Below are 25,196 nucleotides of genomic sequence, written 5' to 3'. Positions count from 1 at the left end.
AAAAATATGCAAGAAATTTTTGATTTTATAAAAAAAGCTGTAATTAAAATTTCAAATGAACTTAAATTTCCAGATACTTCTTATGAAAAAACTCAAAATAACACAGGAGATACTCAACTTAAATTCGATATTTTAAGTGATCAAATTATTACCAATACCTTAAAAGAATGCCCTAATATTAAAGCTTTAATTAGCGAAGAAAAACAAGAAGAATTAATAATCAATGAAAAAGCTAAATATATCATAGCCTATGATCCTTTAGATGGATCTTCTTTAATGGATGTAAATTTTGCTATAGGTTCTATTTTCGCCATTTATGAACAAAAAGCTGATGCAAAAAATTTAAAAGCAGCTGTTTATAGTATATATGGAGCTAGACTTGAGCTTGTAATTTGTGAAGATTTACCAAAACTTTATCGCTTAGATCAAAACAATCATTTTACTTTCATACAAGAACTTCATATGCAAGAAAAAGGAAAAATCAACGCAACAGGAGGAAGTCAAAAATTTTGGAGCAATAAGCATAAAAAATTTATACAAGAATTATTTAATGAGGGTTATAGATTAAGATATTCTGGAGCTATGGTAAGTGATATACATCAAATTTTAATGAAAAAAGGTGGATTATTTAGCTATCCTGCTACAGAGGATGCTCCAAATGGAAAATTAAGAGTATTTTTTGAAGTCTTTCCTTTGGCTTTTATTATTGAAAAAGCTGGAGGTCTTACAAGTAATGGAGATAACACTTCTTTATTGGATCTTAAATTTAACGCGATTCATTCTACTACACCTTGTTTTTTTGGATCAAAATACGAAATTCAAAAACTTTTAAATTTTAACAAGGTTAATTAAATATGGAAGAGATAGCTACTCTTGATAGTTTTGAAGAAAATTTAAAACAAAATAAAGAAAAACTAGAAAATTGTCAAAAAACAAAAAATTTCACTTCTTGTTATAACTGCCCTGAAATTTTTACTTGTCAAACACGTAAAAATTATGTTGATGCAGTTTATAATAGTATGTCAAAAGGTAAAAATGAAGGTGGTTTTGACTTTTAGAAATTTAATTAAAGGAAAAATATGCGTTATATAACTACACCAATTTATTATGTAAATGACAAACCTCATCTAGGTCATGCTTATACTACAATTTTAGCTGATACAATGGCAAGATTTTACCGCTTACAAGGATATGAGACAAAATTTTTAACAGGTACAGATGAGCACGGACAAAAAATAGAACAAGCAGCTAAAAATCGTAATAACTCCGCTAAAGAATATGCCGATAAAATAAGCTTAGAATTTAAAAAACTCTGGGATGAATTTGAAATTACTTATGATATATACGCAAGAACTACAGATCAAAAACATATTGATTTTGTTCGCAATGTTTTTTTAAAAATGTATGAAAAAGGAGATATTTACAAAGATGAATATGAAGGGCATTATTGTATTTCTTGCGAAAGCTTCTTCACTCAAACACAGTTAATTAATCTTTGTTGTCCTGATTGTGGTAAAGAAACTTCTCTTTTAAAAGAGGAAAGTTATTTTTTTAAACTTTCAAAATATCAAGATAAAATTTTAAAATGGTATAAAGAAGCCGATCCTATACTGCCTAAAAATAAAAAAAATGAACTTATTAATTTTGTTCAAAATGGTTTAAGAGATCTTTCTATTACTAGAACAAGTTTTAATTGGGGAATTAAACTCCCAAAAGAACTAAAAGATGATAAACATATTATTTATGTCTGGCTTGATGCGCTTTTTATTTATGTAAGTTCCTTGCAAAATGAAAATTCAAAATTTTGGCCTGCACATATACATTTAGTAGGAAAAGACATTTTACGCTTTCATGCTATTTACTGGCCTGCCTTTTTAATGAGTGTAGATTTACCTCTGCCTAAATTTATAGCAGTACACGGATGGTGGATACAAGATGGTGAAAAAATGAGCAAGTCTAAAGGCAATATAGTAGATCCTAGAAAAATTGCTAATACCTATGGATTGGAAGCTTTTAGATATTTTCTCCTTAAAGAAGTATCTTTTGGTAATGATGGAGATTTTAATGAACAATCTTTAATCAATCACATCAATGCAGAACTCAGTAATGAATTTGGAAATTTACTTGGGCGTATTATAGGAATGAGTGCAAAATATTCTCAAAATTATATAGAATGCAAAGATGTTTTAAAATATTTTAATGAAGAATACAATCAAGCAAAAAAGCATTTAAAAGAAGCTATTAATTTTTTAGAAATTTTACAAACTAATCATTATTTAGAAGAGCTTTTTAAAGCTTTAAATGTAGCAAATTTAAGCATAAGCAAATATGAACCTTGGAATTTAGTTAAAAATAATGCAAATGAAAAAGCAAATGCTTTAATTTCCCTTTGTGCAAATATCTTAGCGCAAGTTAGCATACTTTTAAATCCAGCATTACCAAAAAGCACAAAAAAAGTTGCCAATGCTTTAAATTTTGAAATATCAAATGAAACTTATCAAAAGCTTATTTTAAATAATGAACTTTTAGATTTTAAAGCTTCTCCTTGTGAAGCTTTATTTCCTAAAATTGAACAAAAAAGTCAAAAAGAAAATGAAATAAAAGAAGAAAGCAAAGCAAAAATTAAAATAGAAGATTTTTCCAAAATTGAAATTAAAATAGCCTTGGTTAAAGACTGTCAAGCAATACAAGGAAGTGATAAACTTTTAAAATTTGAACTTGAACTTGACAATAAAGAAATAAGACAAGTCGTTTCGGGAATTGCCAAGCATTACAATCCAAAAGAATTAATAGGAAAACAAATTTGTGTTTTGAGTAATCTTAAAAAAGCTAAGATTTTTGGATATGAAAGTGATGGTATGATACTTAGTGCTAAAAGTGGAGATAAACTTGTATTAATCACTCCTGAACAACTGGTAAAAAATGGCTCTTTAATAGGATGAATATTTCAAATCTCAATGAACTTCTAAATACAAAAATTATCAATGAAGGCAAAGTCTTAAGTGTTGAAGGCTTTAGCCTTAGTTTAAATGAAGTAAAATATGCTTATGCTTTTTTTTCAAATGATGAAAATGCAATAGAAGAAGCTATTAAAAAAGGTGCTTTTGTTATTATCTATGAAAAAGAAATTCCTATTCTTGATAAAGAAATTTTCTATTTACAAAGTTCAAATTTAGAAACATCTATTTTTAGACTTTTACGTTTTGTATGTGAAGAAAAAGAATGTGAATTTTTATTATGCAATCCTAATGAAATTCATTTTTCAAAAATATTTCATTTAAAAAATTTACAAGAAAATATCTTTTTAGATTTTAATTCTTTAATCAAAGCTGATAAAAATGAAATTTTTTGTTGTGGTAATGAAAATTATATTTTAAAGCTTTGTGCTAATTTTATAAAACTTCATAAAGCTGATTTTCAATTATTAGAAAGTTCAAGCCCTTTTTATAGCAATTTAATTTGCGAAAATATATATTTTAAAAATTTAAAGCTTCCTTTTATCTATGCACAAACTTTTGCTGATTTTATACTTTTTTTACAGGAAAAAAAACATAATATTCGCTTTAATTTAAATAAACTCGATTTTTTTCAGATTTATTTTATATATCATAATTTTACAATTGCTGAATTTGGAAAAAGTGATAAAGCTCTTATTTTTGTTTTTAATGAAAATGATTTTGAATTTTTTAGAGAAAATTTTAAAAATATTAAAGGTTTTAAATGTGCTTTAAAAAATTCTTTATTTTGTGATTTTTCTTATTCTCATATTTTTGATTTAAAAAATAAAGATTTTAAATATTGTCTTATTTTAGATAAAGATAGAAGGTATATTAAAGATCTTTATTTACAAGATCAAATAGAAGAATCAAATTTATTTAACTGATTTTTCAAGCTCAATTAAAAATTTTTTAATTTCTAAACCACCATTATATCCACCAATCCCATTGCTTGCTACAACTCTATGGCAAGGGATAAAAATAGGAATATCATTTTTAGAATTAGCATTACCCACAGCACGAAAAGCTTTAGGATGAGATATTTTCAAAGCTACATCTTTATAAGTAAGTAAAGTTCCATAAGGAATTTGAAGCAAAGCTTTATAAACCTTTTGCTCAAATTCGCTTCCCGTAAATTTTAAAGGTGTTTTAAAATTTTTTAATTTTCCTAAAAAATAAAGATTTAATTCTTCTTTTGCTTGTTCTAATATCTTACAACTTTTATCTTCAAAATAGTTTTCATAAAAATTAACTTTGGTTAAAAAATTTCCATCACTATGTAGAGATAAGTAACAAAAAGGGGATTTAAAACAAATTTTAAACATTATTTATCCTTAAATAAAGAAAAATATATTATCCTGCTTCACATAATTATTTTAAGTAAAAATTACAAATCAAATGTCGATTTTAAACCTAAATTTTAACACAAAGAAGGACTAAATTGAAATTTTTATTTTTCATTATCTTATCTTTTTCATATATATTGGCTTTTAATTGTAATGATATTTTAAATCAAAAAATTGACTTATCTGATCAAAGTATTGTAGATAAAATTGATAATTGCAAAGAGTCTCTAAAAAATGTAATCTTTACAAAAGATCTTTATAAAATTTCTAATGAAATAAGAGGAAGCAATAGTTCTTGTTCAGGCATATCTTATTTACCTAAACTTACAGAATTTAATCTTTTATTGTTAAAAATTTCACTTGATCCTTTAAACTATCAAAAAGAACTTCAAAAGAAAATAGATCTTGATAAAAAATATCAAGCATTAAATATTTACTTTAAATATTGGGCTTATCAAAGTATAGGAAATTTTAGACTTTATCAATCTTTTTGGCAAAAATATAATGATGGTTTAAAACCTTTAGAAGATTATTATCAAAAAACATTTAATCTAAACAAAGAAATGGCAAATTTTTTAGCAAAACAAGCTCTAAATGAATTTTTAAATTGGGCGGTTGGTGAAACAAGAATTATAAAAAAGATTTCTAAGATATCGCAAATACTTGAAAATAAAAATTGTGATGAAATCTGTTTAAAAGATTTTATTTATGCAAATAACCCTACTAAATCGGAGCTTACTATAGCATTAAGATCTGCATTATTAAATCAAAGAGATATAACAATTATTCAAACTCTTTTAAATTTTGGCGCTGATCTTAATGAGGGATATGAAAGTGCTATTTTCTATGCTTTAGAAAATTATCAAAATACAAAATTTCTAATTGAACAAGGGGCAAATGTAAATCAAGGAAATGCTTTTGGTAAAACTCCTCTTTTTTATGCTATAGAATTCCAAAAAAAAGATATAATTGAACTTTTACTTAATAATAAAGCAGATGTAAATCATAAATATATTAACAATAACGAAAAACTGGCATTAAGTGCTAATATAGAAAGCAATACACCCTATTTTATAACCTTTTGTGCACTTGATCATACTTCTAAAAATGTTTTAATGCACGCTGCAGCATATGCAAATGTAGAAATTTTAAAACTTTTAGTTCAAAAAGGTGCAAAACTTTTTGAGAAAGATGATCTAGGTTTTAATGCTTTAGATTTTGCTCTAGCTGCTAAAAAAGAAGAAAATGCTAAATACTTGCAATCTTTAGGTCTTAAGCCTAATGAAAATTTATTTTATGGGGGCTCTTTAGAATGAAAACAGCTTTAATTACAGGTGCTAGTTCTGGTTTCGGAGAAGCTTGCGTAAAAGCTTTAATTCAAGAAGGTTTTAAAGTTATAGCTATAGCAAGACGCAAAGAAAGACTAGCTCTTTTAAAAGAAGAATTTAAAGACAAACTTTATACCATTGTGCTAGATGTGCGTAATAAAGAGCAAATAAATATAGAACTTAAAAATCTACCTAGAGAATTTAAAAATATTGATGTTTTAATCAATAACGCAGGACTTGCTCTTAATCAAGATAAATTTGATAGTTTAAGTTTAGAAGATATAGATACTATGGTTGATACAAATATTAAAGGTTTTTTATATATTGCAAGAGCAATCATTCCTATACTTAGAAAACAAAAAAATGCTTATATTTTTAACATAGGTTCAGTAGCAGCAACAAATCCTTATTTTGGTGGTAATGTATATTGTGGCACAAAAGCTTTTGTAAGACAATTTTCTTTTGCATTGAGAAATGATTTAAGATCAAGCAATATTAAAGTTACCAATATAGCTCCAGGACTTTGTAAAACAGAATTCTCAGAAATTCGTTTTAAAGGGGATAAAAAAAAGGCAGAACAAATTTATGAAAATACCAAATTTATCAGTGCAAATGATATAGCAAAAGTTATTGTTTCTATTATTAATCTTCCAGAACACATTAATATTAATGAAATAGAACTTATGCCAATTACACAAACTTGGAATGGTTTTCATATAGAGAGGTTCTCATGAGAATTGTATTAATTTTTTTAATGCCCCTTGTATTGTTTGGAAATGCTGATGTTAATGCTAATTTATATGGTTTTTTTACCCTCGTTCCACCTATTATAGCAATTGCTTTAGCTTTTATTACAAAGGATGTTATTTTATCTTTGTTTGCTGGAGTTTTAAGCGGGACTTTTCTTTTAAGTTTATCTTCCAATATTTTTTTAAGCCAAAAAATACAATTTTTAAATATTTACAATGCTCTTTTAGAATCATTTACAAAAATGATTTCTTATATTTTACACTCAACTTCAGATCCTTTAAATGCTGGAATTATTTTACAAATTTTATGTATAGGAGGATTAGTAGCCCTTGTTACCAAAATGGGTGGAGCCAAAGCTATAGCTTTAAATTTTGCAAAAAAAGCTAAATCTACTATAAGTGCTCAAGTAAATACTTGGTTTATAGGTCTTTTAATATTTTTTGATGATTATGCAAACTTATTAATTGTTGGTCCTATTATGCGTCCTTTAGCAGATAAATTTAAAATTTCAAGAGAAAAATTTGCTTTTATTATAGACTCAACTGCTGCTCCAGTTGCTGGGATAGCTATTATTTCTACTTGGATAGGTCTTGAAGTTTCTTTAATTAAAAATGCTTATAAACATATAGGTATAGAAGATATTAGTGCTTTTGGAATTTTTTTAGAAACTATTCCTTATAGATTTTATAATATTTTTATGCTTTTCTTTGTTTTAATGACAGCACTAATGAAAAGAGAATTTGGACCAATGTATCACGCAGAAATAAGAGCTAGAACTACAGGAGAGGTAGCACCAAAAATAAAATCTCAAGCGTTAAATACAGCTGAATTAGAAGATCAATTTTTAGCACCAAAAGAACATATTAATATCAAGGCTTCAAGTGCTATTGTTCCTATTTTTGTTCTAATTTTTCTTTGTATTGTTGGTTTTTATTTTAATGGACTTAGCGTATTAGAAGCAGATGAATTAAAACAAGTTAAAGAAAATCCTTTGTCTTTTTATGCTTTTAGAACAACCTTTGGAAATGCAGATTCTTCCATAGTTTTATTTCAATCAGCTTTATTTTCTGCTATTGTTGCTATTTTTATGGGAGTTAAAAGAAAAATTTTTGATTTAAAAGAAGCAATAGAAACTTGGATTTATGGTTGGAAAACTATGATTTTTACCATAGTTTTACTTTTACTTGCGTGGTCTCTTTCTAGTATAGTTAAAGATCTTGGAACTTCAAAATATATAGTTTCTCTTCTTGTTGGAGAATTACCATCTTTTGTTCTTCCTTCGATTATATTTTTATTTGCTTCTGGAATTTCTTTTGCCATAGGAACTAGCTATGGAACAATGAGTATTTTAATGCCTTTAGCTGTTCCTTTAGCATATGCTATTGCACAACTAAATCAATTTGATCCAAATTCTTTACATCATTATATGGTTATTAATATAAGTTGTGTTTTAACAGGAGCTATTTTTGGAAATCATTGCTCACCTATTTCAGATAATGTTATACTTTCTTCAATGAGTGCTAAATGTGATCATATGGAACACGTTAGAACTCAAATTCCTTATGCTTTATTTATTTGCGCAATCTCTTTAATCACTGGTTACTTGCCTATTTCTTTAGGGCTTAGTGTATGGATTGTCTTACCTTTAAATTTGATACTTATTGTATTTTTACTAAGAATGATTGGAAAAAAAGTTGAATGAAAGATTTTTCTAAATTATGTATTGACAATACCCTAGAAGAAAAAATCAAACAAATTAAAGAACTTTTTAAAGAAAACTATAAAGAAGAATTTCAAATTTTTCCATCTTCTTTTAAGCATTATAGAACAAGAGCTGAACTTTCCTTTTATCACGAAAATAATGATATATTTTATGCTATGTTTGATGAAAAAACTAAGAAAAAATATATTGTTAATACTCTAGATTTTTGCGATAAAAAAATCTGCGATATTATGCCTTTATTGCTCAATTATATAAAAAAAAAATATTTATTAAAAGAAAAACTTTTTGGAGTAGAATTTCTAGCAAGTAAAAAAGAATTAAGTACCACATTACTTTATCATAAAGATATAAATTTAATAGAAAATGAACTTTCTAGTTTAAGTAAAGAATTACAATTAAATCTTATTGCAAGAAGTAAAAAGAAAAAACTAGTTTTTCAAAAAGAAATTCTTACCCAAAATTTAAATATTTTTGATAAAGAATTTATTTATGAATTCGACAATGATTGTTTTATACAACCAAACACCCTAATAAATGAAAAAATGATAGAATGGGTATTAACAATACTCAAACAAGAAAAAACAAAAGATTTATTAGAACTTTATTGTGGTTATGGAAATTTTACAATAGCTTTAGCTTCTTGTTTTAACAAAGTATTAGCTACAGAACTTTCTAAAAAAAATATACAATTTGCATTAAAAAATTGCACATTAAATCAAATTTCTAATATTGATTTTATAAGACTTTCAAGCGAAGAACTTAGCAAAGCCTTTAAAAAAGAGAGGGAATTTAATCGTTTAAAACATATCAATCTTGATGATTTTAACTTTTCTCACGTTTTAGTTGATCCACCAAGATCTGGACTTGATAAAGAAGTTATAAATTTAATAAAAAATTATGACAGTATTATTTATATTTCTTGCAATCCTTTAAGCTTAAAAGAAAATCTAAATTTTCTTTTAAAAACTCATCAAATTATAAAATTTGCACTTTTTGATCAATTCGTTCATACCAAACATTTAGAATGCGGGGTTTTACTCAAAAAGATATAAAAAAATAATTCATCAATTTTGCTAAAATTACAATCATTATAGCTAAGATAAAAACAATAGGATGTATCATCTTACCCAAAGGATTTGATTTTTTAAATATAAAACGACAAGATAAAGAAAATAACACTAAAACAAAAATAACTAAAGCTAAAAAAATTTTTAAAGCAAAATAACCATTTAGTGGTTTAAAATGAAAACTCGCTAACATTCCTCCACTTAAAAATAATATTAAAACTATAAAAGGCATAATTTTAATCGCCGTATTTGATAAAAGTTTAGAATCAAAATTAGCATAATTCTTTTTTATTTTTCTTATAATAAAAATATCAACAAATAAATACCCTACAAAAAATATAGCACAAATTAAATGGATAAGTAAAATATATACATAATATTCGCTCATATTTTCTCCTTTTTTCTTATATTTTATATAAAAAATAAAATAAAAAAATTAATTTATGTTAATTAATAAAAAATTCTATGCAAATAAAGACCATTAGGAGGAGCTAGAACTCTGCAATGCTCTTTTTTTGCCTCAATTTGTTCTTTAAGTTGCTCCTTGCTTAAACGATTTTCCAAGACAGCTAAAACGCTAGCCACGCTTAAACGAATTTGAGCTCTTAAAAAACCATTAGCTCTAAAAGTAAAAATACTTAATCTCTTATAAGTATAAGCCTTGGTAAAATACATTTTTCTTATTGTATTTTTTATAGAGCTTCCTTCTTTTTGAAATAATTTAAAATTATGCTCTCCATTAAATAAAGCAAGAAGTTCACTTGCTTTATCAATGTCGAAGGAGGGGTAAAAATAAACATAACGCGATAAAAAAGGGTTAAATCGATCGTGATTAAATATATAACGATATTCTCTTGCCTTAACATCAAACCTAACTTCAAAATCTTTTTCTACTTTTTGAATTTGTTTTATATGTATGAAAGGATGAGTGTATTTATTGAGTTGATTTTTAAGGTAATTTAAATCTTTAAAATGATTGCCACACTCCACGCAACCTGTGGCGTTATTGGCATGCACTCCCTTATCTGTTCTTGAAGCCATTAAAAAAGGATTGTAAATTCCAAGATGAGAAAGAGCATTTTCAATACTATCTTGAACACTTTTTTTATGAGGTTGTTTTGCAGATCCTAAAAAAGCCGAACCATCATAAGAAAAAATAATCTTTAATTTCATTAATAACGACTTAAAATCATTTTCTTAAAACATATAAATGAAATAAAAAATACACTTAAAAAGATTAAAATACAAGATAAAATTGGCGGCTGATGAAAAATATTTAAAAGTCCAAAATATACACCAATTACCCCAAACATACCAAAATAAATAAAACCTTTCTCATAGCGATAAGTTACTATACCAAAACTTAAAGCAAAAAGAGTGCTTGCCAAAGGAAAAAGAGCGATCGTAGTATATATAACAAATTCCTTTGCTTTTTCTTCATTTGTGGAAATATCACTCCAATATTCATAAAAACTTTTTATTTTAGGATTTAAATTATCTACTTGAGTATTAATTACAAGCTTTTCAAAATCTCCTATAAACATAGTTTGATTATCTTCAAAATTATACATTTTACCAGAGCTTAATTCAAAAGAAAGACCATTTTCTTTTGATAATACTTTGGCTTCTTTGGCAATGATAAATTGCTCTTTATCGGTTTTTAGCTTTTTAGGATGATATAAAATAATATTTTTATATCCATTTGCTTCTTCTTTTTCAATAAAAATCATCCAATCTAAAAATTTCTGACCAAATTCTCCTGTTTTATAGTTAAATTTAACTTGAGTTTTTTTGTAGTTAATAAAATTATCTTGAAGCTCAAAGACAATAGGAAGTACAATCAAAGCCACAACAAGCATTAAAGCACTTACACAACTTGCAATCTGTAGAAAAAATTTAGCTAAATTTAAAGGCGAAAAACCTAATGTAAAAAATACTATACTTTCATTTTCTTTAGAAAGTCTATAAAAAGCCAAAGTTAAAGCTATAAAAAAAGCTATAGGTAAAGTAAAAATCAAAATTCTTGGCAGCATAAAGCCATAAAGTCTTAAAAGATCTAAAAAACTAATCTCTATACTTGAAGTAAATTTAGCAAGTTGTATAAAAAATACCATAGAAACAATACTAAATAAAGTAAAAAAAATTGATAAATTTGTACTTAAAAATTGATTTAAAATATATTTATAACAAAGTTTCATAATTTACCTTAAAAATCCAAACTAAAATAAAAGATATACTCAAAAAAGGTATCATAGCAAGTTCTTTCTCTTTTCTTACTTTAATCATAAAAAAAGGTAAAGTTAAAACACAAGCAATAAATAAAGTGATAAATCCATCCTTAAAACCTAAAATTCCTCCTATACAAGCAATTATAATAATATCTGCATCTCCTAGATTATCAAGTATTTTGTTTTCTCTTTTTAAATTAGTTAAAAAAAGAATAAAACTTTTAAATAAAAATAAAATTCCAGAAAAACTTATAGCATAAAATAAAAATCCTTCTTTTAAACTTTCAAAAACAAAGATATAAAAAATTTCTTCTATTTTAAAAGTATAAAAACCAGCAAGAAAAAAAGCACTCCAAAGTAAAATTTCTGGAACAGCCTTTAATTTTATATCGATTAAAGAAAGTAAAAATAAATTGAAAATAAAAAAAGAAAAAACAATAAAATCATATAAATTTACATTGTAAAAATAAGCAATACAAATTAAAAAAATACCGACTATTTCACTTAAAAATATCTCAAAAGGAATTTTATTTTTACAATATTTACATTTTGCTTTTAAAAAAAGATAAGAAAAAATAGGAACTAATTCTAAAATTCCTAATTTCTTTTTACAATTAAAACAAAAAGATCTAGGAGAAAAAATCTTTTGCTTATAAATAATGCGATCAGCTAAAGCTTTACAAAAAGAACCTAAACTTGCTCCTAAAATCAGCAAAAAAACTATCATAAACCAAAAGTTCTTTCGCGATTTTTAAAATCTTTTATAATCTTTTTAAACTCTCTTTTAGTAAGACTTGGAAATAAAGTTTCACTAAAATATATTTCAGCATAAGCACATTGCCATAATAAAAAGTTAGAAAGTCTTTTAGCATTGCCCACTCTAAGAAGCAAATCTACATCTAAAGGCAAATCTAAATTCTTACTTAAATTTTCCTCATTAAGCTCTAAACCTTTTTCTAATACCCGTTTTGCAGCTCTAACAATTTCATTTTTAGATCCATAAGAAATAGCTAAATTGATATAGAGTAAATTACAATGCTTTGTTCTTTCTTCAACCAAAGCTATTTTTTCTCTTAAATTTTTATCAAGTCTTGATAAATCACCAATTGCTTTTAAGCAAACATTATTTTTTTCAAATTTTTCTAAAGCCTCATCTAAACAGCGATCTAAAAGTTTAAAAATAAATTCAACCTCATCTTTTGGGCGTCCCCAATTTTCAGTACTAAAGGCAAAAAGACTTAAATTTGAAATTCCTTCCTCAACGCAAACTTCCATAATTTTTTGCATTGTTTTAACACCTTGAGAATAGCCTAATTTTGCTAAAACTCCTTTAGCTTTAGCCCAACGTCTATTACCATCCATTACAATGGCAAGGTGTTTTAATTTATTCATTTTCATCCTTTAAAATCAAATAATTTTTTAAATATAAACAAAGGTTTTATATTTACATCCTGTAAAACCTGTAATTTTAAATGCTCACTTAAAAATTTTTGCACTTTTAAAAAAGGTGTTTTAATTAAAATTTCATCTTCTTTAATAAGAATTCTTAAAGGTCCAAAAACACTAAAAAAAAGATAAATTTCTAAAAATTTATCTTTTTTCATTTGCAAAAGAGCGGCTTTATTTTCAAAAACAAAAGGAATATGATATATATTTTCAAAACTTGCAAAAAGCATTTCTTTTAAAATATGATATTTTTGTCTATCTTTACATTCTATAAGATTTTGTAAAATAAATTTTTTAAAATCTATTTCTTCTTCTAAAAGACTTGTTATTAAAGATAAACCTTCCTCAAAAAAAGCTATATTAGGTTTTTTATAAAGGTTTTTAAATTCAATTATTCCACCATTATCATTATAAAGCTCTACTAAATATTGCACCCCAACTTCAAGTTCAATCATACTCTTAGTCTGAACTTTTTTATTGTTAATAAGTAAGGTATAATGCCCATAACCTGATTTAGCAAGAACTTCAATTTGTATAGGTAATATTGGATTAATAATACTCATAACTCTTTACATTTATAAGCAAGTTTATAGGCTAGACTTTTTTTATCTTGCATAGAAAATAATATCTCATCTTTTGCACTAATACACAATAATTCATTTAAATTAGATCCAAAAGAATTTTTTTCTTTTAAAATATTTAAACATATCATATCAAGCTTTTTATCTTTTAATGAATTTTTAGCATTTTTTATAGCATCTTTTTCATCAAGTTCTAATTTAAATCCTATTTTTTTACCTTTAAAATCTAAATTTTTAAGCAAATCTTCATTAGGTAAAAGTTTAAGTTCTAAACCTTTTAAATAATCATTTTTTTTAATCTTTCCTTTATGCACTATGGGGACAAAATCACTGACAGCAGCACTCATTATCAAAAAATCTTCATTTTTATTTTTTATTAAAAGTTCTTTTAAATCTTTCGAACTTTCAAATTTAAAAAGTTTATAAGGAGTTTTAAAGTCTATACTACTTAAAAAAATAACCTTAGCACCTAAAAAATAAAAAGCATCTGCTATGGCTTTAGCCATAAGTCCGCTTGAAAAATTGCTAATACATCTTACCTCATCAATTTTTTCTCTTGTGCCTCCACCAGTTACAACAACGCTTTTATTTATAAAGAATTTTTCTTTTAAAAGCTCTCTTTTAGTAATATTAAAAATATCTAAAACTTCTGCTAATGCACCTATACCCTCATCATTACAAGCAAGTCTTTTGCAAATAGGATCTATTATCAAAACACCTTGCTCTTTTAAAAGCTTTAAAGAATTTTGCACACTAAAATGTAAATACATATTTGTATTTGCTGCTGGAGCGATAATCAAAGGAAGTTTAGCTGCAATTAAAGTTTGTATAAATAAATTATCACAAATTCCTAAAGCAAGTTTATTGATAGAATTAACACTTGCAGGTGCAAAAAGTATAAGATCGCAATCTTTACTGAAAGCTATATGATTATTTGAATTTTTCCAAGTTTCATTCTCTTCATACAAAACCTCATCACAAAGAGCTTCAAAACTCATTTTAGAAGCAAACTTTAAAACCCCATTGCTTAATAAAACTTTAACTTTAAAGCCTTCCTTTTTAAATAAAGATATCAACTCGTAAGCTTTATAAAAAGCTATGCTTCCACTAATTGCTAAAAGTAAAGTTTTCATTGAAATTTTTTATAAAAATAGTCTTTAACTATTTTACTAGTGGCTCTATTAATAAATAAAGCTCCTTTTTCCACTTTTCTATCAACACAACTTCCAGCCGCTATAATCACATCATCTTCTATCTTAACAGGGGCTATAAGTTCTGAATTTGAACCAATAAAAACATTTTTGCCTATAATGCTTTTATGTTTTTTAATACCATCATAATTACAAGTAATAACACCACAACCTATATTAGTGCCTTCATCGATCTCACAATCCCCAAGATAACTTAAATGCCCTGCTTTAATTTTATTTAATTTTGCATTTTTGCATTCTACAAAATTTCCAATATGTGAATTTTTAATTATATTTTTAGGCCTAAGATGAGCCAAAGGTCCTATATCGCTATTAAATACTTCACTATCTTCAATCACACAAGAACTCTTAATAATAGAATTTACAATAAGACTTTTTCCTTCAATACGAACATTTTCATAAATTTCGCATTCGCCCTCAAAACGAACTTCACAATCAATATAAATCGTATGAGGCAAATGAAAAATTACTCCTTGCTTCATCCAATACTTCTTAAGCTCATCTTGCATTAATTCTTCAGCCTTACTCAACTCAAATTTATCATTAACACCCATAAATTCAAATTCATCAACAAAAATAGGAGATATTAAAATACCCTTTTCTCTAGCAAGCTTAATCGCATCGGTTAAATAATATTCCTTAGCTTCATTTTTATTATCAATTAAAGGCAAAACTTGCATTAAAAGTTCTGAATCTATAGCATAAACTCCTGCATTACAAAGAGAAATATTTTTTTCTTCCTCATTTGCATCTTTAAATTCAACAATTTTTTCTAAAGAATTCTCTTTTAAGATTACTCTTCCATAATTTTTAGGATCTTTAGCATTAAAAATTGCAACATTAAAACTATAACTTGTATCAAGAAGCTTTTTTAAACTTTGCTCTTTAATTAAAGGCATATCTCCACATAAAATTAGTGTTTGTTTTGCTTTTGGAGTATAATTTTTTAAAGCTCCTGCCGTTCCAGGAAAATGGTTTAAATCTTGTTCTAAAATTTGCGTTTTTGGAAAATGCTCTAAAATTTCTTTTTCAATTAATTCTTTTTCGTGAGATAAAACTACACTTACATCATCGCTTATCTTAAAAGCTTTCTCAAGTATATGTAAAATCATACTTTTTCCACATATCTTTTGCAAAACTTTTGGCTTGTTGGATTTCATTCTTGTTCCAAGTCCAGCAGCTAAAATTAAAATAGAACTTTGCATTTAAAACCTTATTTGAAATTTTATAAAGTATTTTACCAGCTTAAAGTTAAGCAAAGTTTATCAAAGACCAAAGTTAAACTTGTTTTAAATCATCTAAAGATAAAATTAAAATTATAAATAAACCAAAAAAAAGAAATTCCAAAGGTTAAAAAATTTGAAGCAAATTCTTGTATTATTTTTATTTTCTTTAAGTCTTTTTGCTGCTCCAGAAGCAACAATTCCTACTGTAAATTTAAGCTTAAGCGCTCCTGATACCCCAAATCAGCTTGTAACAACTTTAAATATTATCATTGTTTTAACTATACTTGCTTTAGCTCCAAGTATTATCTTTGTTATGACTTCTTTTTTGCGTTTGATTGTTGTTTTTTCTTTTTTAAGGCAAGCTATGGGAACGCAAAGTATGCCACCTAATACTATTTTAATAACTCTTGCTCTTATTTTAACTTTTTTCATTATGGAACCTGTGGCTACAAAATCATATAACGAAGCAGTTAAACCTTATCTAGAAGAGAAAATAGGCTATGAAGAAGCTTTTACTAAAGGAGTTAAACCTTTTAAAGAATTTATGCTAAAAAATACAAGAGAAAAAGATCTTGCTTTATTTTATAGAATTCGTAACTTACCCAACCCTAAAACCATAGATGATGTTCCTTTAAGTGTTCTTGTGCCAGCTTTTATGATTTCAGAATTAAAAACAGCTTTTGAAATAGGCTTTTTAATTTATCTTCCTTTTTTAGTTATAGATATGGTCGTAAGCTCTGTATTAATGGCAATGGGTATGATGATGCTTCCACCTGTTATGATATCCTTACCTTTTAAGTTGCTTATCTTTGTTTTAGTAGATGGATGGAATTTATTAGTGCAAAGATTAGTAGAAAGTTTTGTAACTTAAATTTAATTAATATTAAAATATTTTTTTGATTTTTAAAAATATAATCTATGAAATATATCTAAAAAATATTTTTTTATTAAAAAATATGCCTTTTTACTTTGTTTAAATTATTATATTAAGTCATTATAATTTATTGTATTTATGCAAAAGCCTAAATTTAACTTTTTTATTTTAAGTGCATAATCTAATAATTTTAAAAAATACAATTATAGTAAATTGGATACATTAAAAAGCTTGAAAATGATATTTATTTGATAGTTTTAGATTAAGAATTATTATATGGTGTCCACGGCGAGATTCGAACTCACGGCCTCAAAATTAGGAATTTTGTGCTCTATCCAGCTGAGCTACGAGGACATTTAGAATTTACCAAAAGGTAAATTCTAATTTTAAAGATAATTATCCATTTCTTTTTTTGATAATTTCTTCAGAAACATTCTTAGGAACTTCATTATAATGATCAAATTCCATAGAATAAGTCGCACGTCCTTGAGTTTGACTTCTAAGATCAGTAGAATAACCAAACATTTCAGCTAAAGGACAAAATGCTGTAATGATTTTATTTCCACCTCTTTCGTCCATAGAATTCACTTGACCACGGCGCTTATTAAGATCTCCAATTACATCTCCCATATACTCTTCAGGAGTTTCAACTTCAACTTTCATCATAGGCTCAAGGATCACAGCTCCTGCTTTTCTTGCACCTTCTTTAAATCCCATAGAAGCAGCAAGTTTAAATGCCATTTCAGAAGAATCTACTTCGTGATAACTTCCATCATAAACAGTTACTTTAACATCTTCAACAGGATAGCCAGCTAAAACACCATTTTGTAAAGCTTCTTGGATACCTTTATCTACAGCTGGAATATATTCTTTAGGAATAACCCCGCCTTTAATATCATTTACAAATTCATATCCACTACCTGGATCAAGTGGCTCAAGACGCAAGAAAACATGTCCATATTGACCACGACCACCTGATTGTTTTGCGTATTTGTATTCTTGTTCTACTACTTTTCTAATAGTTTCACGATAAGCAACTTGAGGCTGACCTACTTCAGCTTCTACCTTAAATTCACGTAGCATTCTATCTACAATAATTTCAAGGTGTAGCTCACCCATACCAGAAATGATAGTTTGACCGCTTTCTTCATCAGTTGAAACTCTAAAGCTTGGATCTTCTTGTGCTAATTTATTTAAAGCTATAGACATTTTTTCTTGATCTGCTTTAGTTTTTGGCTCTACCGCAACAGAAATAACAGGATCTGGAAAATCCATTCTCTCAAGGATTACTTTATCTTTCTCACTTGCCAAAGTATCGCCTGTTAATGTATCTTTAAGTCCTACAACAGCACCGATTTCTCCAGCATAAAGAACTTTGATTTCTTCTCTTTTATTAGAGTGCATTTTTAAAAGACGCCCTATTCTTTCTTTTTTATCTTTAGTTGAATTATAAGCATAAGATCCACTCTCTAAACTTCCACGATAAACACGCACGAAAGTAAGTTGTCCTACAAAAGGGTCTGTCATAATTTTAAATGCAAGTCCCGCAAATTCTCCATCATCGGTTGATTTTACAGAAACTTCTGTGCCATCTTCATATTCTCCTTTGATATTTGCAACTTCATCTGGAGCTGGCAAATATGCAATAACTGCATCAAGTAAAGGTTGGATCCCTTTATTTTTAAAAGCCGTTCCACAAAGCATAGGAATCATAGAAAGATTTAAACATCCTGCTTTAATACCCGCTCTAATTTCTTCTATGCTTAATTCTTCTCCGCCTAAGTATTTTTCCATAAGCTCATCAGAAGTTTCAGAAACAGCCTCTATCATTTTTACACGATATTCTTCTGCTTGTTCTTTAAGTTCAGCTGGAATTTCTCTTTCTACATAATCAGTTGGTTTGTTTTCATCTTCCCAAACTAAAGCTTTCATTGTGATAAGATCAATCACACCTTTAAAATTATCTTCAGCGCCTATTGGAATTTGAAGTGGAACTGGATTAGCTTTTAAGCGTTCGCGAATTTGCTCTTCTACTCTGAAGAAATTTGCACCAATTCTATCCATTTTATTAACAAAAACTATTCTTGGAACACCATATTTATTAGCTTGTCTCCAAACTGTTTCGCTTTGAGGTTGCACACCACCAACAGAACAAAATACTGCAACAGCACCATCTAAAACACGCATAGATCTTTCAACTTCTATGGTAAAATCAACGTGGCCTGGAGTATCAATTAGATTGATTTGATGATCTTTCCAAAAACAAGTTGTTGCAGCAGAAGTAATAGTAATACCTCTTTCCTTTTCTTGTTCCATCCAGTCCATGGTAGCAGCACCATCGTGTACTTCACCTATTTTATGGCTCATACCTGTAAAGAAAAGTATTCTCTCACTTGTTGTCGTTTTTCCTGCATCAATGTGTGCAGCAATTCCTATATTTCTAACTCTTTTTAAAGGAGTACTTCTTGACATTTTTTCCCTTTCTTACCAGCGATAGTGAGCAAATGCTTTATTTGCTTCAGCCATTTTATAAGTATCTTCTTTTTTCTTAAATGAAGCACCTTTACTATTTGCAGCATCCATTAACTCAGCTGCAAGTTTTTCTATCATAGTTCTTTCGCTTCTTTTTCTTGCAAAAGAAATAATCCAACGAATTGCTAAAGCTTGTTGTCTTGCAGGACGCACTTCTACTGGAACTTGATAAGTAGCTCCACCAACACGACGTGATTTAACTTCTAAAATAGGCTTAATATTTTCAATTGCTTCATTAAAAACATCAATACCTTTTTTTTCGCCACTTTTTTTATCGATAGCTTCTAAAGCACCATACAAAATAGTTGTTGCAACACTTTTTTTACCATCATACATTAAAGAATTAATAAATTTTGTAATTACTTTGTTACCATAAATCGGATCAGGCAAGACTTCTCTTACCGGAGATTTTCTTCTTCTCATTTTTTTCCTTCAAATTTTAAATTTTACTCAAACAAAATCAAATCAAACGGATTTGTCTGTCTTTGAATTTACTTAGCAGCACCTGCTTTAGGACGCTTAGCACCATATTTAGAACGAGAAACTGTTCTTTTTGCAACACCAGCAGTATCCAATGCACCACGCACGATATGATACTTAACACCTGGTAAGTCTTTAACCCTTCCACCACGCACTAATACTATGCTGTGCTCTTGAAGGTTATGACCCTCACCACCTATATAACTAATGACTTCAAAGCCACTTGTAAGCCTTACTTTGGCAACTTTTCTTAACGCTGAGTTTGGTTTTTTAGGTGTTGTTGTATAAACCCTAGTACAAACTCCCCTTCTTTGCGGACAATTTTTAAGCGCTGGAGATTTAGATTTTTCTAAAACTTTTTTACGCTCTTTTCTAACCAATTGATTTATGGTAGGCACAATAATTCCTTTCTTTAAAATAAAATAAACTTTGATGATATCTAAAATTTGCTTAGATTTTCTTAAAATAAAGCTTTGCCTAACTTTTAATAATATTTTTATAAACTTAGCTTTAAAAATTTTATTGCAAGAATTTAATATAAAAATAAATTTATAAGTATAAAAAACTGGATAATAATCTTTTGATTTAGAAAATTTTTACATTTTTTACATTAATAAAATAATAAGATAAAAATAAAATTTGATTTAAATAAGTTTTTATAAGCTCTTCATTTTCTCTAAAAATATCCCAAAAATGCAAGTATACTAACTTCCTAAGGCTATGAAGAAAATAAAATTTAAAAGCTTCATTTTAGAAAGTCCTGCCGGCATAGAGATATAAATATCGTATAAAAACTTGCAAATAAAGTTTAATATTTCTTTTTAAATTTAAATTTTAAAAAAATAATTTTTAAAATTTATTTTTTTAATCTTAACTTTTACATAGATAAAAACAACGATAAGACAAAATATTATAATAAAAATTAAAATTTGATTTAAATAAGTTTTTATAAGTTCTTCATTTTCTCCTATAAAATATCCCAAAAATGCAAGTATGCTAACCCAAATAGCACTTCCTAAGGCTGTGAAGAAAATAAAATTTAAAAGCTTCATTTTAGAAAGTCCTGCTGGCATAGAGATATATTGACGGATACCAGGTAAAAGCCTACAAATAAAAGTTGATATTTCTCCATATTTTAAAAAAAATTCTTCGAATTTAGCAAATTTTTTTTCATTGATACCAAAATATTTTCCAAATTTTAAAACAAATTTTTTACCCCATAAAAAACAAATATAATAATTTATCAAAGCACCCAAAACAGAGCCTAAAACCCCGCTAAAGATACAAAGAATGATATCAAACTCACCTTTATGAGCTAAATAACCTGCTGGTATCATTACCACTTCACTTGGAAAAGGTATAAAGCAACTCTCCAAAGTCATTAAAATAATAATGCCCAAATACCCCAAAGAACTAGCACTATCAACTATAAACTGAATGATTTCTTGCATACTGACCTTAATTTGGAAGAAAAATTTTAGAAATTGTAGCTTAAAAAATTAAATGATTAAAAGCGGTATAAAACCGCTTTTTGTTTTTGTTGTTTTATTTACCTGCAACTGAAACTTGATTTGGATTATCAGCAGCACGTGCAATCATACACTCTGAAAGAACAGCAGCATCCTTTGGATCTTTTACTTTTTTATCAATCCATCTTTCAACTTGTTTCATAGTTTTTGACTCAGGCTCTGGAGCTTCATATTTTTTCATCAAAGCATCGCAATCATTAGCGAAAGCAAAGATTGGAAGAGTTAGAAATAAGGCAAAAATTACTTTTTTCATCATTTAGCTCCTTAGAATTTTACATTATACATTAGCATAATATTGTCAGCTCTTGACTTCTCTTTTTTAGCTCCCATTAATGGAATTCCACGATTTCCCCATTTATTTTGGATATTTGTGTAGCTAAGTCTTAAGAATTGATATCTATCAAGTTGATAAATCACATAAACATCGTGAGCTGTTCCTCTTGTCATTCTGATATTTAATGGATCGTTGATACTTGGACGACTCATAGTATACCAGTATCTGCTTCCCCAGAAAAACTCATAACCCACTTTTAAAGCTTGAGTGAAGTCATAGCGTCCACCTACATGCACAGCATAACCATCTTCTTCATTGAATTTTAAACCATTTGCTAATTGAGGCACACTAGGTAACCAAGATGTATTAGCATTGCTTCCATTGTAGTACCCTAAAGAAGTAAACCAGTTAAAATTTGTTCCAAAAGCTTTGTAGTTTTCAAAATGAATATTTGCTATAGTGGCATCACCAAGATTTTTGACACCAGCACCACCAATTAAAGCATTAATTGTTGCTCCACCATCAATAGGAAGTGAAAAATCACTAATGTAAGCTACATTAAGAAGTAATAAGTTATCTCCCATACCCTCTATAGGAAGTTGCCCTTCTACTGCAGCATAGTAAAGATTAGCATCAGCATCTTTTTGATCACTCATCCAGTCTCTTACTTTACCTTCTTCATCCCATTGATAAGTTTTACCATAAGCAGCACGCATAGCTACTTTATAATCTTGTAAGCTTTCTGGCTTATAAGTTAAAACCGCAGCATCACCTAGAGCATTGATAGCTAAAGCTGGATAAGTTGATTGTCTTAAAGCATTGTTTCTTAGGTTACTTCCTGGACCATCTGTCCCTGGTTGGCGTCCTATAGTAGCGATTAAATTCGGAGTGATATAGTAATCTAGATAAGCTCTATCTACATAAAGTATAGCTCCACTTGTTCTAGTGTTTCTTCCTGCATCTAGATCATATGGTAAACCACTCCAGCCCATTTGAGACCAGTTTTTAGCCATAGATAAGCGTCCATAGAATTTAGTTCTATCGTTGATATCAGCATTCATATTTAAATGAAGCTCCATCATCCATTTGTTATTAACGCTATAATCTTTATATCCACTTGTTGCACCTTCTGTATAAGGGATATGATTGAAATTTGTATTTGATACAGCAGTTGAAAATTCAAGACCAAATTTTACTTTACTTAAAGCTGCTTGAAATTCATTTGCATCAGCTCTATCGCTTAAATCATCAAGCTCAGCTCTTACTTCTTCATTTTTTTTAGCCTGAGCTTCTTTTTCTTTTTTTAACTGCTCAATTTCTTTTTGAATTTGTGCAAGTTGTTTTTGAAGTTTTGTGATCTCATCATCAGCTTTTGCATAAAGCAAAGAAGATGAAAGAAGACAAGCACTTAAAATAACCGAAAACTTCGTTTTCATTTAATCTCCTTAAAATTGTTACATTTTTGTAATGTTAAGTATAATTATAGCAAAAAAATTATAAAAAAAATTATTTGTTAATTTTTTTATGATAACGCTTTTTAAATTATAATTCTTAATATAGAATTAAAATATTAAAAATTAATATTAATCTTTAATTTTAAAATTTTTGTTATAATTTAGATTTCAAAAAAAAATAATTTTTTAAAGCAATAAAGATGCAAAAACCAAATATCCAAACCTTAACAAATTTTTTAATTGAGTATGTTGGCATAATGTTAAGCTCTGGAACATATACATCAAGAGTTGCAAAATGCGTTGAGAGAATAACACGTGTTTATGGATATGAAATACATATTAATTTCTTTTTTCACCATTTTACACTTAATATTGTAGATAGAAGTGATAAAGCTTCACAAAGAACTTACGTGGTTCCAACTAAAAGTGAAAATATAAATTTTAAACTTATCTCCGATCTTAGTGCGCTTAGTTGGGCTATTTATGATAAAAGATATCCTTTAGATTATGCACAAGAAACTTTTAAAGAAATAATTTCACAAAAAAAGCATTCTTCTCTTAGTAGAATTTTGTTTATATCCATTGCTAATTCTGCTTTTTGCAGGCTTTTTGGTGGAGATTTTGGTGGCTGTTTATTTGTGCTTGTTGGAACTTTGATAGGACTTTTTTTTAGATATATTTTTACACGATTGAAAATAAATATAAAAATTCAATATATTTTTTGTTCTTTTATCACTTCTTGGATCGTATTTTTAGGTATAAATTTAGATCTTGTTAAAGAATCTAATATTGCTTTAGGATCTAGCATTTTATATCTTACTCCTGGTGTATTTTTTATAAATTCTATCATCGATATACTTAAAGATCACATTCTAATGGGACTTAGTCGTATTATAAGCGTGGTGATTTTGGTTTGTTGTATTAGTATAGGAATTTATATGACTTTAAGCATTTCAAATCTTGGAATTTTAAAATGATTAGTCTTACTTCGATAATTGGGGATATGTTTTTTGCTGCTATAGCTGGACTTGGTTTTGCGTATGCTTGCAACCCTCCTTTAAAAACCCTAATGCTCTCAGCATTGCTTGCTGCTATCGCACACGGATTTCGTTTTGTTTTGATTGAGTATTTGCATTTTCAAACTTTAGCTATAGCAACTTTTTTAGCCTCATTTTTTATAGGATGTTTAAGTATAGCATTGGCTAAAATGTTTAAAACACCTGCTGAAATTATAGTTTTTCCAGCCCTTATACCTATGATACCTGGAATTTATGCTTATAAGGCAATATTAAATCTGATTTCTTTTATAAGAAGCGAAAATATGGAACTAAAAACTACGTATTTAATAAGTTTTTTTGACTATGCTTTTACAACTTTATCTGTTACCTTAGCTTTAGCTATAGGAGTAAGTGTAACTTTACTGATATTTTTTGAACAAAGCTTTATGATGACAAGACACGCAAAAATTCATAGAAGAAAATAATCATTCATCTTGATGATGGAATTTTAAAATCGCTTTGCAAAATTTACATTTAAATTGCGTGGTTCCAGTTTGAACTTTATGATAAATACTTAAAGGGACTTGGTGAATAAAATTTTTACATTTACAAGTGCAATAAACTTGGCATTCTTCAAAGGTTAAATTTTGAATATTATCATCGATAGCACACTCTTCAAAAGTTAAATCATCATCTAAAATTCTATTTTCTATAAAATCTAATCTACTTTTCCATTTTGCAATTTCCATATCTTCATAAATTATATGTTCTATAAATTTATGTTTAATGGCTTTATAAAATTTTTCCTTAAGATCATTTGTAGATTTAATATCTTTAATCATACTTATCATATTGCTTATGGTTTGTTGATGAATTTTGCAATGTTGTTCATAATGAGGATAGTTGATTTCTCTCATATATTGTTCTTCATCTTCGCAATGTTCTTTAATATAATAAAAAAGCTCAATAAGTAATTGTTTAAGTTCTTCTCTTTTAACATAACGATAAAAGGCGGATTCAACATTTTGTGCGAGTTCAAAAAGCTTTTTATGCTGAGAATCAATTATTTTATGACCAATACAATATTTTTTATCCCATCTTGGAATTAGCTTATACTCGTCATCATCTAATAATAATTCGCACATAATTTATC

27 protein-coding genes and 1 tRNA gene are annotated in these 25,196 nt (G+C 27.4%); 11 read left to right on the top strand and 17 right to left on the bottom strand.

Annotated elements, in window-relative coordinates; translation table 11 throughout:
- Positions 1-6: 6 nt before the first annotated feature.
- From GQV94_RS02690 to GQV94_RS02675, 4 genes are read left to right on the top strand one after another with little or no spacing between them, the layout of a single operon-like run.
- Positions 7-852, top strand: a complete 846-nt coding sequence (locus tag GQV94_RS02690; RefSeq protein WP_200169423.1) for a class 1 fructose-bisphosphatase — start codon at positions 7-9, stop codon at positions 850-852.
- A gap of 2 nt (positions 853-854) precedes the next feature.
- Positions 855-1,058, top strand: a complete 204-nt coding sequence (locus GQV94_RS02685) for a hypothetical protein (protein WP_200169422.1) — start codon at positions 855-857, stop codon at positions 1,056-1,058.
- 21 nt (positions 1,059-1,079) lie between these two features.
- Complete coding sequence (gene metG, locus GQV94_RS02680; RefSeq protein WP_200169421.1) at positions 1,080-2,942, top strand: methionine--tRNA ligase; 1,863 nt, start codon at positions 1,080-1,082, stop codon at positions 2,940-2,942.
- Positions 2,939-3,883 carry a hypothetical protein gene (locus tag GQV94_RS02675; RefSeq protein ID WP_200169420.1) on the top strand — a complete coding sequence of 315 codons (945 nt, stop codon included), beginning with the start codon at positions 2,939-2,941 and terminating at the stop codon, positions 3,881-3,883. Before metG ends, GQV94_RS02675 begins: the two co-directional genes overlap by 4 nt.
- Here the strand turns inward: GQV94_RS02675 and GQV94_RS02670 are convergent.
- Entirely contained in the window at positions 3,872-4,321 is a 450-nt protein-coding gene (locus tag GQV94_RS02670) for a methylated-DNA--[protein]-cysteine S-methyltransferase (protein WP_200169419.1), read from the bottom strand. The genes GQV94_RS02675 and GQV94_RS02670 overlap by 12 nt on opposite strands.
- Before the next feature lie 116 nt (positions 4,322-4,437).
- Between GQV94_RS02670 and GQV94_RS02665 the strand changes: the two genes are divergently transcribed.
- From GQV94_RS02665 to trmA, 4 genes are read left to right on the top strand one after another with little or no spacing between them, the layout of a single operon-like run.
- Positions 4,438-5,658: an ankyrin repeat domain-containing protein gene (locus tag GQV94_RS02665; RefSeq protein ID WP_200169418.1), complete on the top strand. Its 1,221-nt coding sequence runs from the start codon at positions 4,438-4,440 to the stop codon at positions 5,656-5,658.
- Positions 5,655-6,404, top strand: a complete 750-nt coding sequence (locus tag GQV94_RS02660) for an SDR family NAD(P)-dependent oxidoreductase (RefSeq protein WP_200169417.1) — start codon at positions 5,655-5,657, stop codon at positions 6,402-6,404. The genes GQV94_RS02665 and GQV94_RS02660 overlap by 4 nt, the downstream gene beginning before the upstream one ends.
- Positions 6,401-8,122 (top strand): Na+/H+ antiporter NhaC family protein, encoded by a 1,722-nt coding sequence (locus GQV94_RS02655; protein WP_200169416.1) that lies wholly within the window; start codon positions 6,401-6,403, stop codon positions 8,120-8,122. Before GQV94_RS02660 ends, GQV94_RS02655 begins: the two co-directional genes overlap by 4 nt.
- Positions 8,119-9,195 carry a tRNA (uridine(54)-C5)-methyltransferase TrmA gene (trmA, locus tag GQV94_RS02650; protein ID WP_200169415.1) on the top strand — a complete coding sequence of 359 codons (1,077 nt, stop codon included), beginning with the start codon at positions 8,119-8,121 and terminating at the stop codon, positions 9,193-9,195. The genes GQV94_RS02655 and trmA overlap by 4 nt, the downstream gene beginning before the upstream one ends.
- Here trmA and GQV94_RS02645 read toward each other — a convergent pair.
- The 8 genes from GQV94_RS02645 to glmU form a co-directional block, all read right to left on the bottom strand.
- Entirely contained in the window at positions 9,182-9,598 is a 417-nt protein-coding gene (locus GQV94_RS02645; protein ID WP_200169414.1) for a copper resistance protein CopD, read from the bottom strand. The two genes, trmA and GQV94_RS02645, sit on opposite strands and share 14 nt — an antisense overlap.
- Positions 9,599-9,660: 62 nt before the next feature.
- Positions 9,661-10,383: a tRNA pseudouridine(38-40) synthase TruA gene (gene truA / locus GQV94_RS02640; RefSeq protein WP_200169413.1), complete on the bottom strand. Its 723-nt coding sequence runs from the start codon at positions 10,381-10,383 to the stop codon at positions 9,661-9,663.
- Positions 10,383-11,408 (bottom strand): LptF/LptG family permease, encoded by a 1,026-nt coding sequence (locus GQV94_RS02635; protein ID WP_200169412.1) that lies wholly within the window; start codon positions 11,406-11,408, stop codon positions 10,383-10,385. Before GQV94_RS02635 ends, truA begins: the two co-directional genes overlap by 1 nt.
- The gene (locus GQV94_RS02630; RefSeq protein ID WP_200169411.1) at positions 11,392-12,165 is read right to left on the bottom strand and encodes a prepilin peptidase; all 774 of its coding nucleotides are present in this window, start codon (positions 12,163-12,165) and stop codon (positions 11,392-11,394) included. The genes GQV94_RS02635 and GQV94_RS02630 overlap by 17 nt, the downstream gene beginning before the upstream one ends.
- Entirely contained in the window at positions 12,162-12,830 is a 669-nt protein-coding gene (uppS, locus tag GQV94_RS02625; RefSeq protein WP_200169410.1) for a polyprenyl diphosphate synthase, read from the bottom strand. The genes GQV94_RS02630 and uppS overlap by 4 nt, the downstream gene beginning before the upstream one ends.
- Positions 12,831-12,832: 2 nt before the next feature.
- A complete protein-coding gene (locus tag GQV94_RS02620; protein WP_200169409.1) occupies positions 12,833-13,447 on the bottom strand; it encodes a hypothetical protein in 615 nt (204 codons plus the stop codon).
- Entirely contained in the window at positions 13,444-14,598 is a 1,155-nt protein-coding gene (gene coaBC, locus GQV94_RS02615; RefSeq protein ID WP_200169408.1) for a bifunctional phosphopantothenoylcysteine decarboxylase/phosphopantothenate--cysteine ligase CoaBC, read from the bottom strand. Before coaBC ends, GQV94_RS02620 begins: the two co-directional genes overlap by 4 nt.
- Positions 14,595-15,881 (bottom strand): bifunctional UDP-N-acetylglucosamine diphosphorylase/glucosamine-1-phosphate N-acetyltransferase GlmU, encoded by a 1,287-nt coding sequence (gene glmU, locus GQV94_RS02610; RefSeq protein WP_200169407.1) that lies wholly within the window; start codon positions 15,879-15,881, stop codon positions 14,595-14,597. Before glmU ends, coaBC begins: the two co-directional genes overlap by 4 nt.
- A 154-nt stretch (positions 15,882-16,035) precedes the next feature.
- Between glmU and fliP the strand changes: the two genes are divergently transcribed.
- Complete coding sequence (gene fliP / locus GQV94_RS02605) at positions 16,036-16,773, top strand: flagellar type III secretion system pore protein FliP (RefSeq protein ID WP_200169406.1); 738 nt, start codon at positions 16,036-16,038, stop codon at positions 16,771-16,773.
- 280 nt (positions 16,774-17,053) lie between these two features.
- Here fliP and GQV94_RS02600 read toward each other — a convergent pair.
- The 7 genes from GQV94_RS02600 to omp50 form a co-directional block, all read right to left on the bottom strand.
- A tRNA-Arg gene (locus GQV94_RS02600) sits at positions 17,054-17,130 on the bottom strand.
- 42 nt (positions 17,131-17,172) lie between these two features.
- On the bottom strand, positions 17,173-19,248 hold the full coding sequence (fusA, locus tag GQV94_RS02595; protein WP_200169405.1) for an elongation factor G: 2,076 nt from the start codon (positions 19,246-19,248) through the stop codon (positions 17,173-17,175).
- A gap of 12 nt (positions 19,249-19,260) precedes the next feature.
- Positions 19,261-19,731, bottom strand: a complete 471-nt coding sequence (gene rpsG, locus GQV94_RS02590; protein WP_200169404.1) for a 30S ribosomal protein S7 — start codon at positions 19,729-19,731, stop codon at positions 19,261-19,263.
- A 68-nt stretch (positions 19,732-19,799) separates the two neighbouring features.
- Positions 19,800-20,186: a 30S ribosomal protein S12 gene (gene rpsL, locus GQV94_RS02585; RefSeq protein WP_002782934.1), complete on the bottom strand. Its 387-nt coding sequence runs from the start codon at positions 20,184-20,186 to the stop codon at positions 19,800-19,802.
- Between the two features lie 429 nt (positions 20,187-20,615).
- Positions 20,616-21,239 (bottom strand): DedA family protein, encoded by a 624-nt coding sequence (locus GQV94_RS02580; protein ID WP_200169403.1) that lies wholly within the window; start codon positions 21,237-21,239, stop codon positions 20,616-20,618.
- 94 nt (positions 21,240-21,333) lie between these two features.
- Positions 21,334-21,570, bottom strand: coding sequence for a hypothetical protein (locus GQV94_RS02575; RefSeq protein WP_200169444.1), 237 nt, complete (start codon positions 21,568-21,570; stop codon positions 21,334-21,336).
- An 11-nt stretch (positions 21,571-21,581) separates the two neighbouring features.
- Positions 21,582-23,027: an outer membrane tyrosine kinase gene (gene omp50 / locus GQV94_RS02570; protein ID WP_200169402.1), complete on the bottom strand. Its 1,446-nt coding sequence runs from the start codon at positions 23,025-23,027 to the stop codon at positions 21,582-21,584.
- Between the two features lie 218 nt (positions 23,028-23,245).
- On the opposite strand from omp50, the gene GQV94_RS02565 reads away from it, so the two are divergent.
- Both GQV94_RS02565 and GQV94_RS02560 read left to right on the top strand, forming a co-directional pair.
- Positions 23,246-24,022: a threonine/serine ThrE exporter family protein gene (locus tag GQV94_RS02565; protein WP_200169401.1), complete on the top strand. Its 777-nt coding sequence runs from the start codon at positions 23,246-23,248 to the stop codon at positions 24,020-24,022.
- Positions 24,019-24,528 (top strand): threonine/serine exporter family protein, encoded by a 510-nt coding sequence (locus GQV94_RS02560; RefSeq protein WP_200169400.1) that lies wholly within the window; start codon positions 24,019-24,021, stop codon positions 24,526-24,528. Before GQV94_RS02565 ends, GQV94_RS02560 begins: the two co-directional genes overlap by 4 nt.
- Here the strand turns inward: GQV94_RS02560 and GQV94_RS02555 are convergent, their stop codons facing one another.
- Positions 24,529-25,188: a bacteriohemerythrin gene (locus tag GQV94_RS02555; protein WP_200169399.1), complete on the bottom strand. Its 660-nt coding sequence runs from the start codon at positions 25,186-25,188 to the stop codon at positions 24,529-24,531.
- Positions 25,189-25,196: the final 8 nt, after the last annotated feature.

The organism is Campylobacter sp. TTU_617 (genome assembly GCF_016599045.1).
Classification (GTDB): domain Bacteria; phylum Campylobacterota; class Campylobacteria; order Campylobacterales; family Campylobacteraceae; genus Campylobacter_D.
Note: the sequence above shows the minus strand (reverse complement) of the source record. Positions and strands in the feature narration are given on the sequence as shown.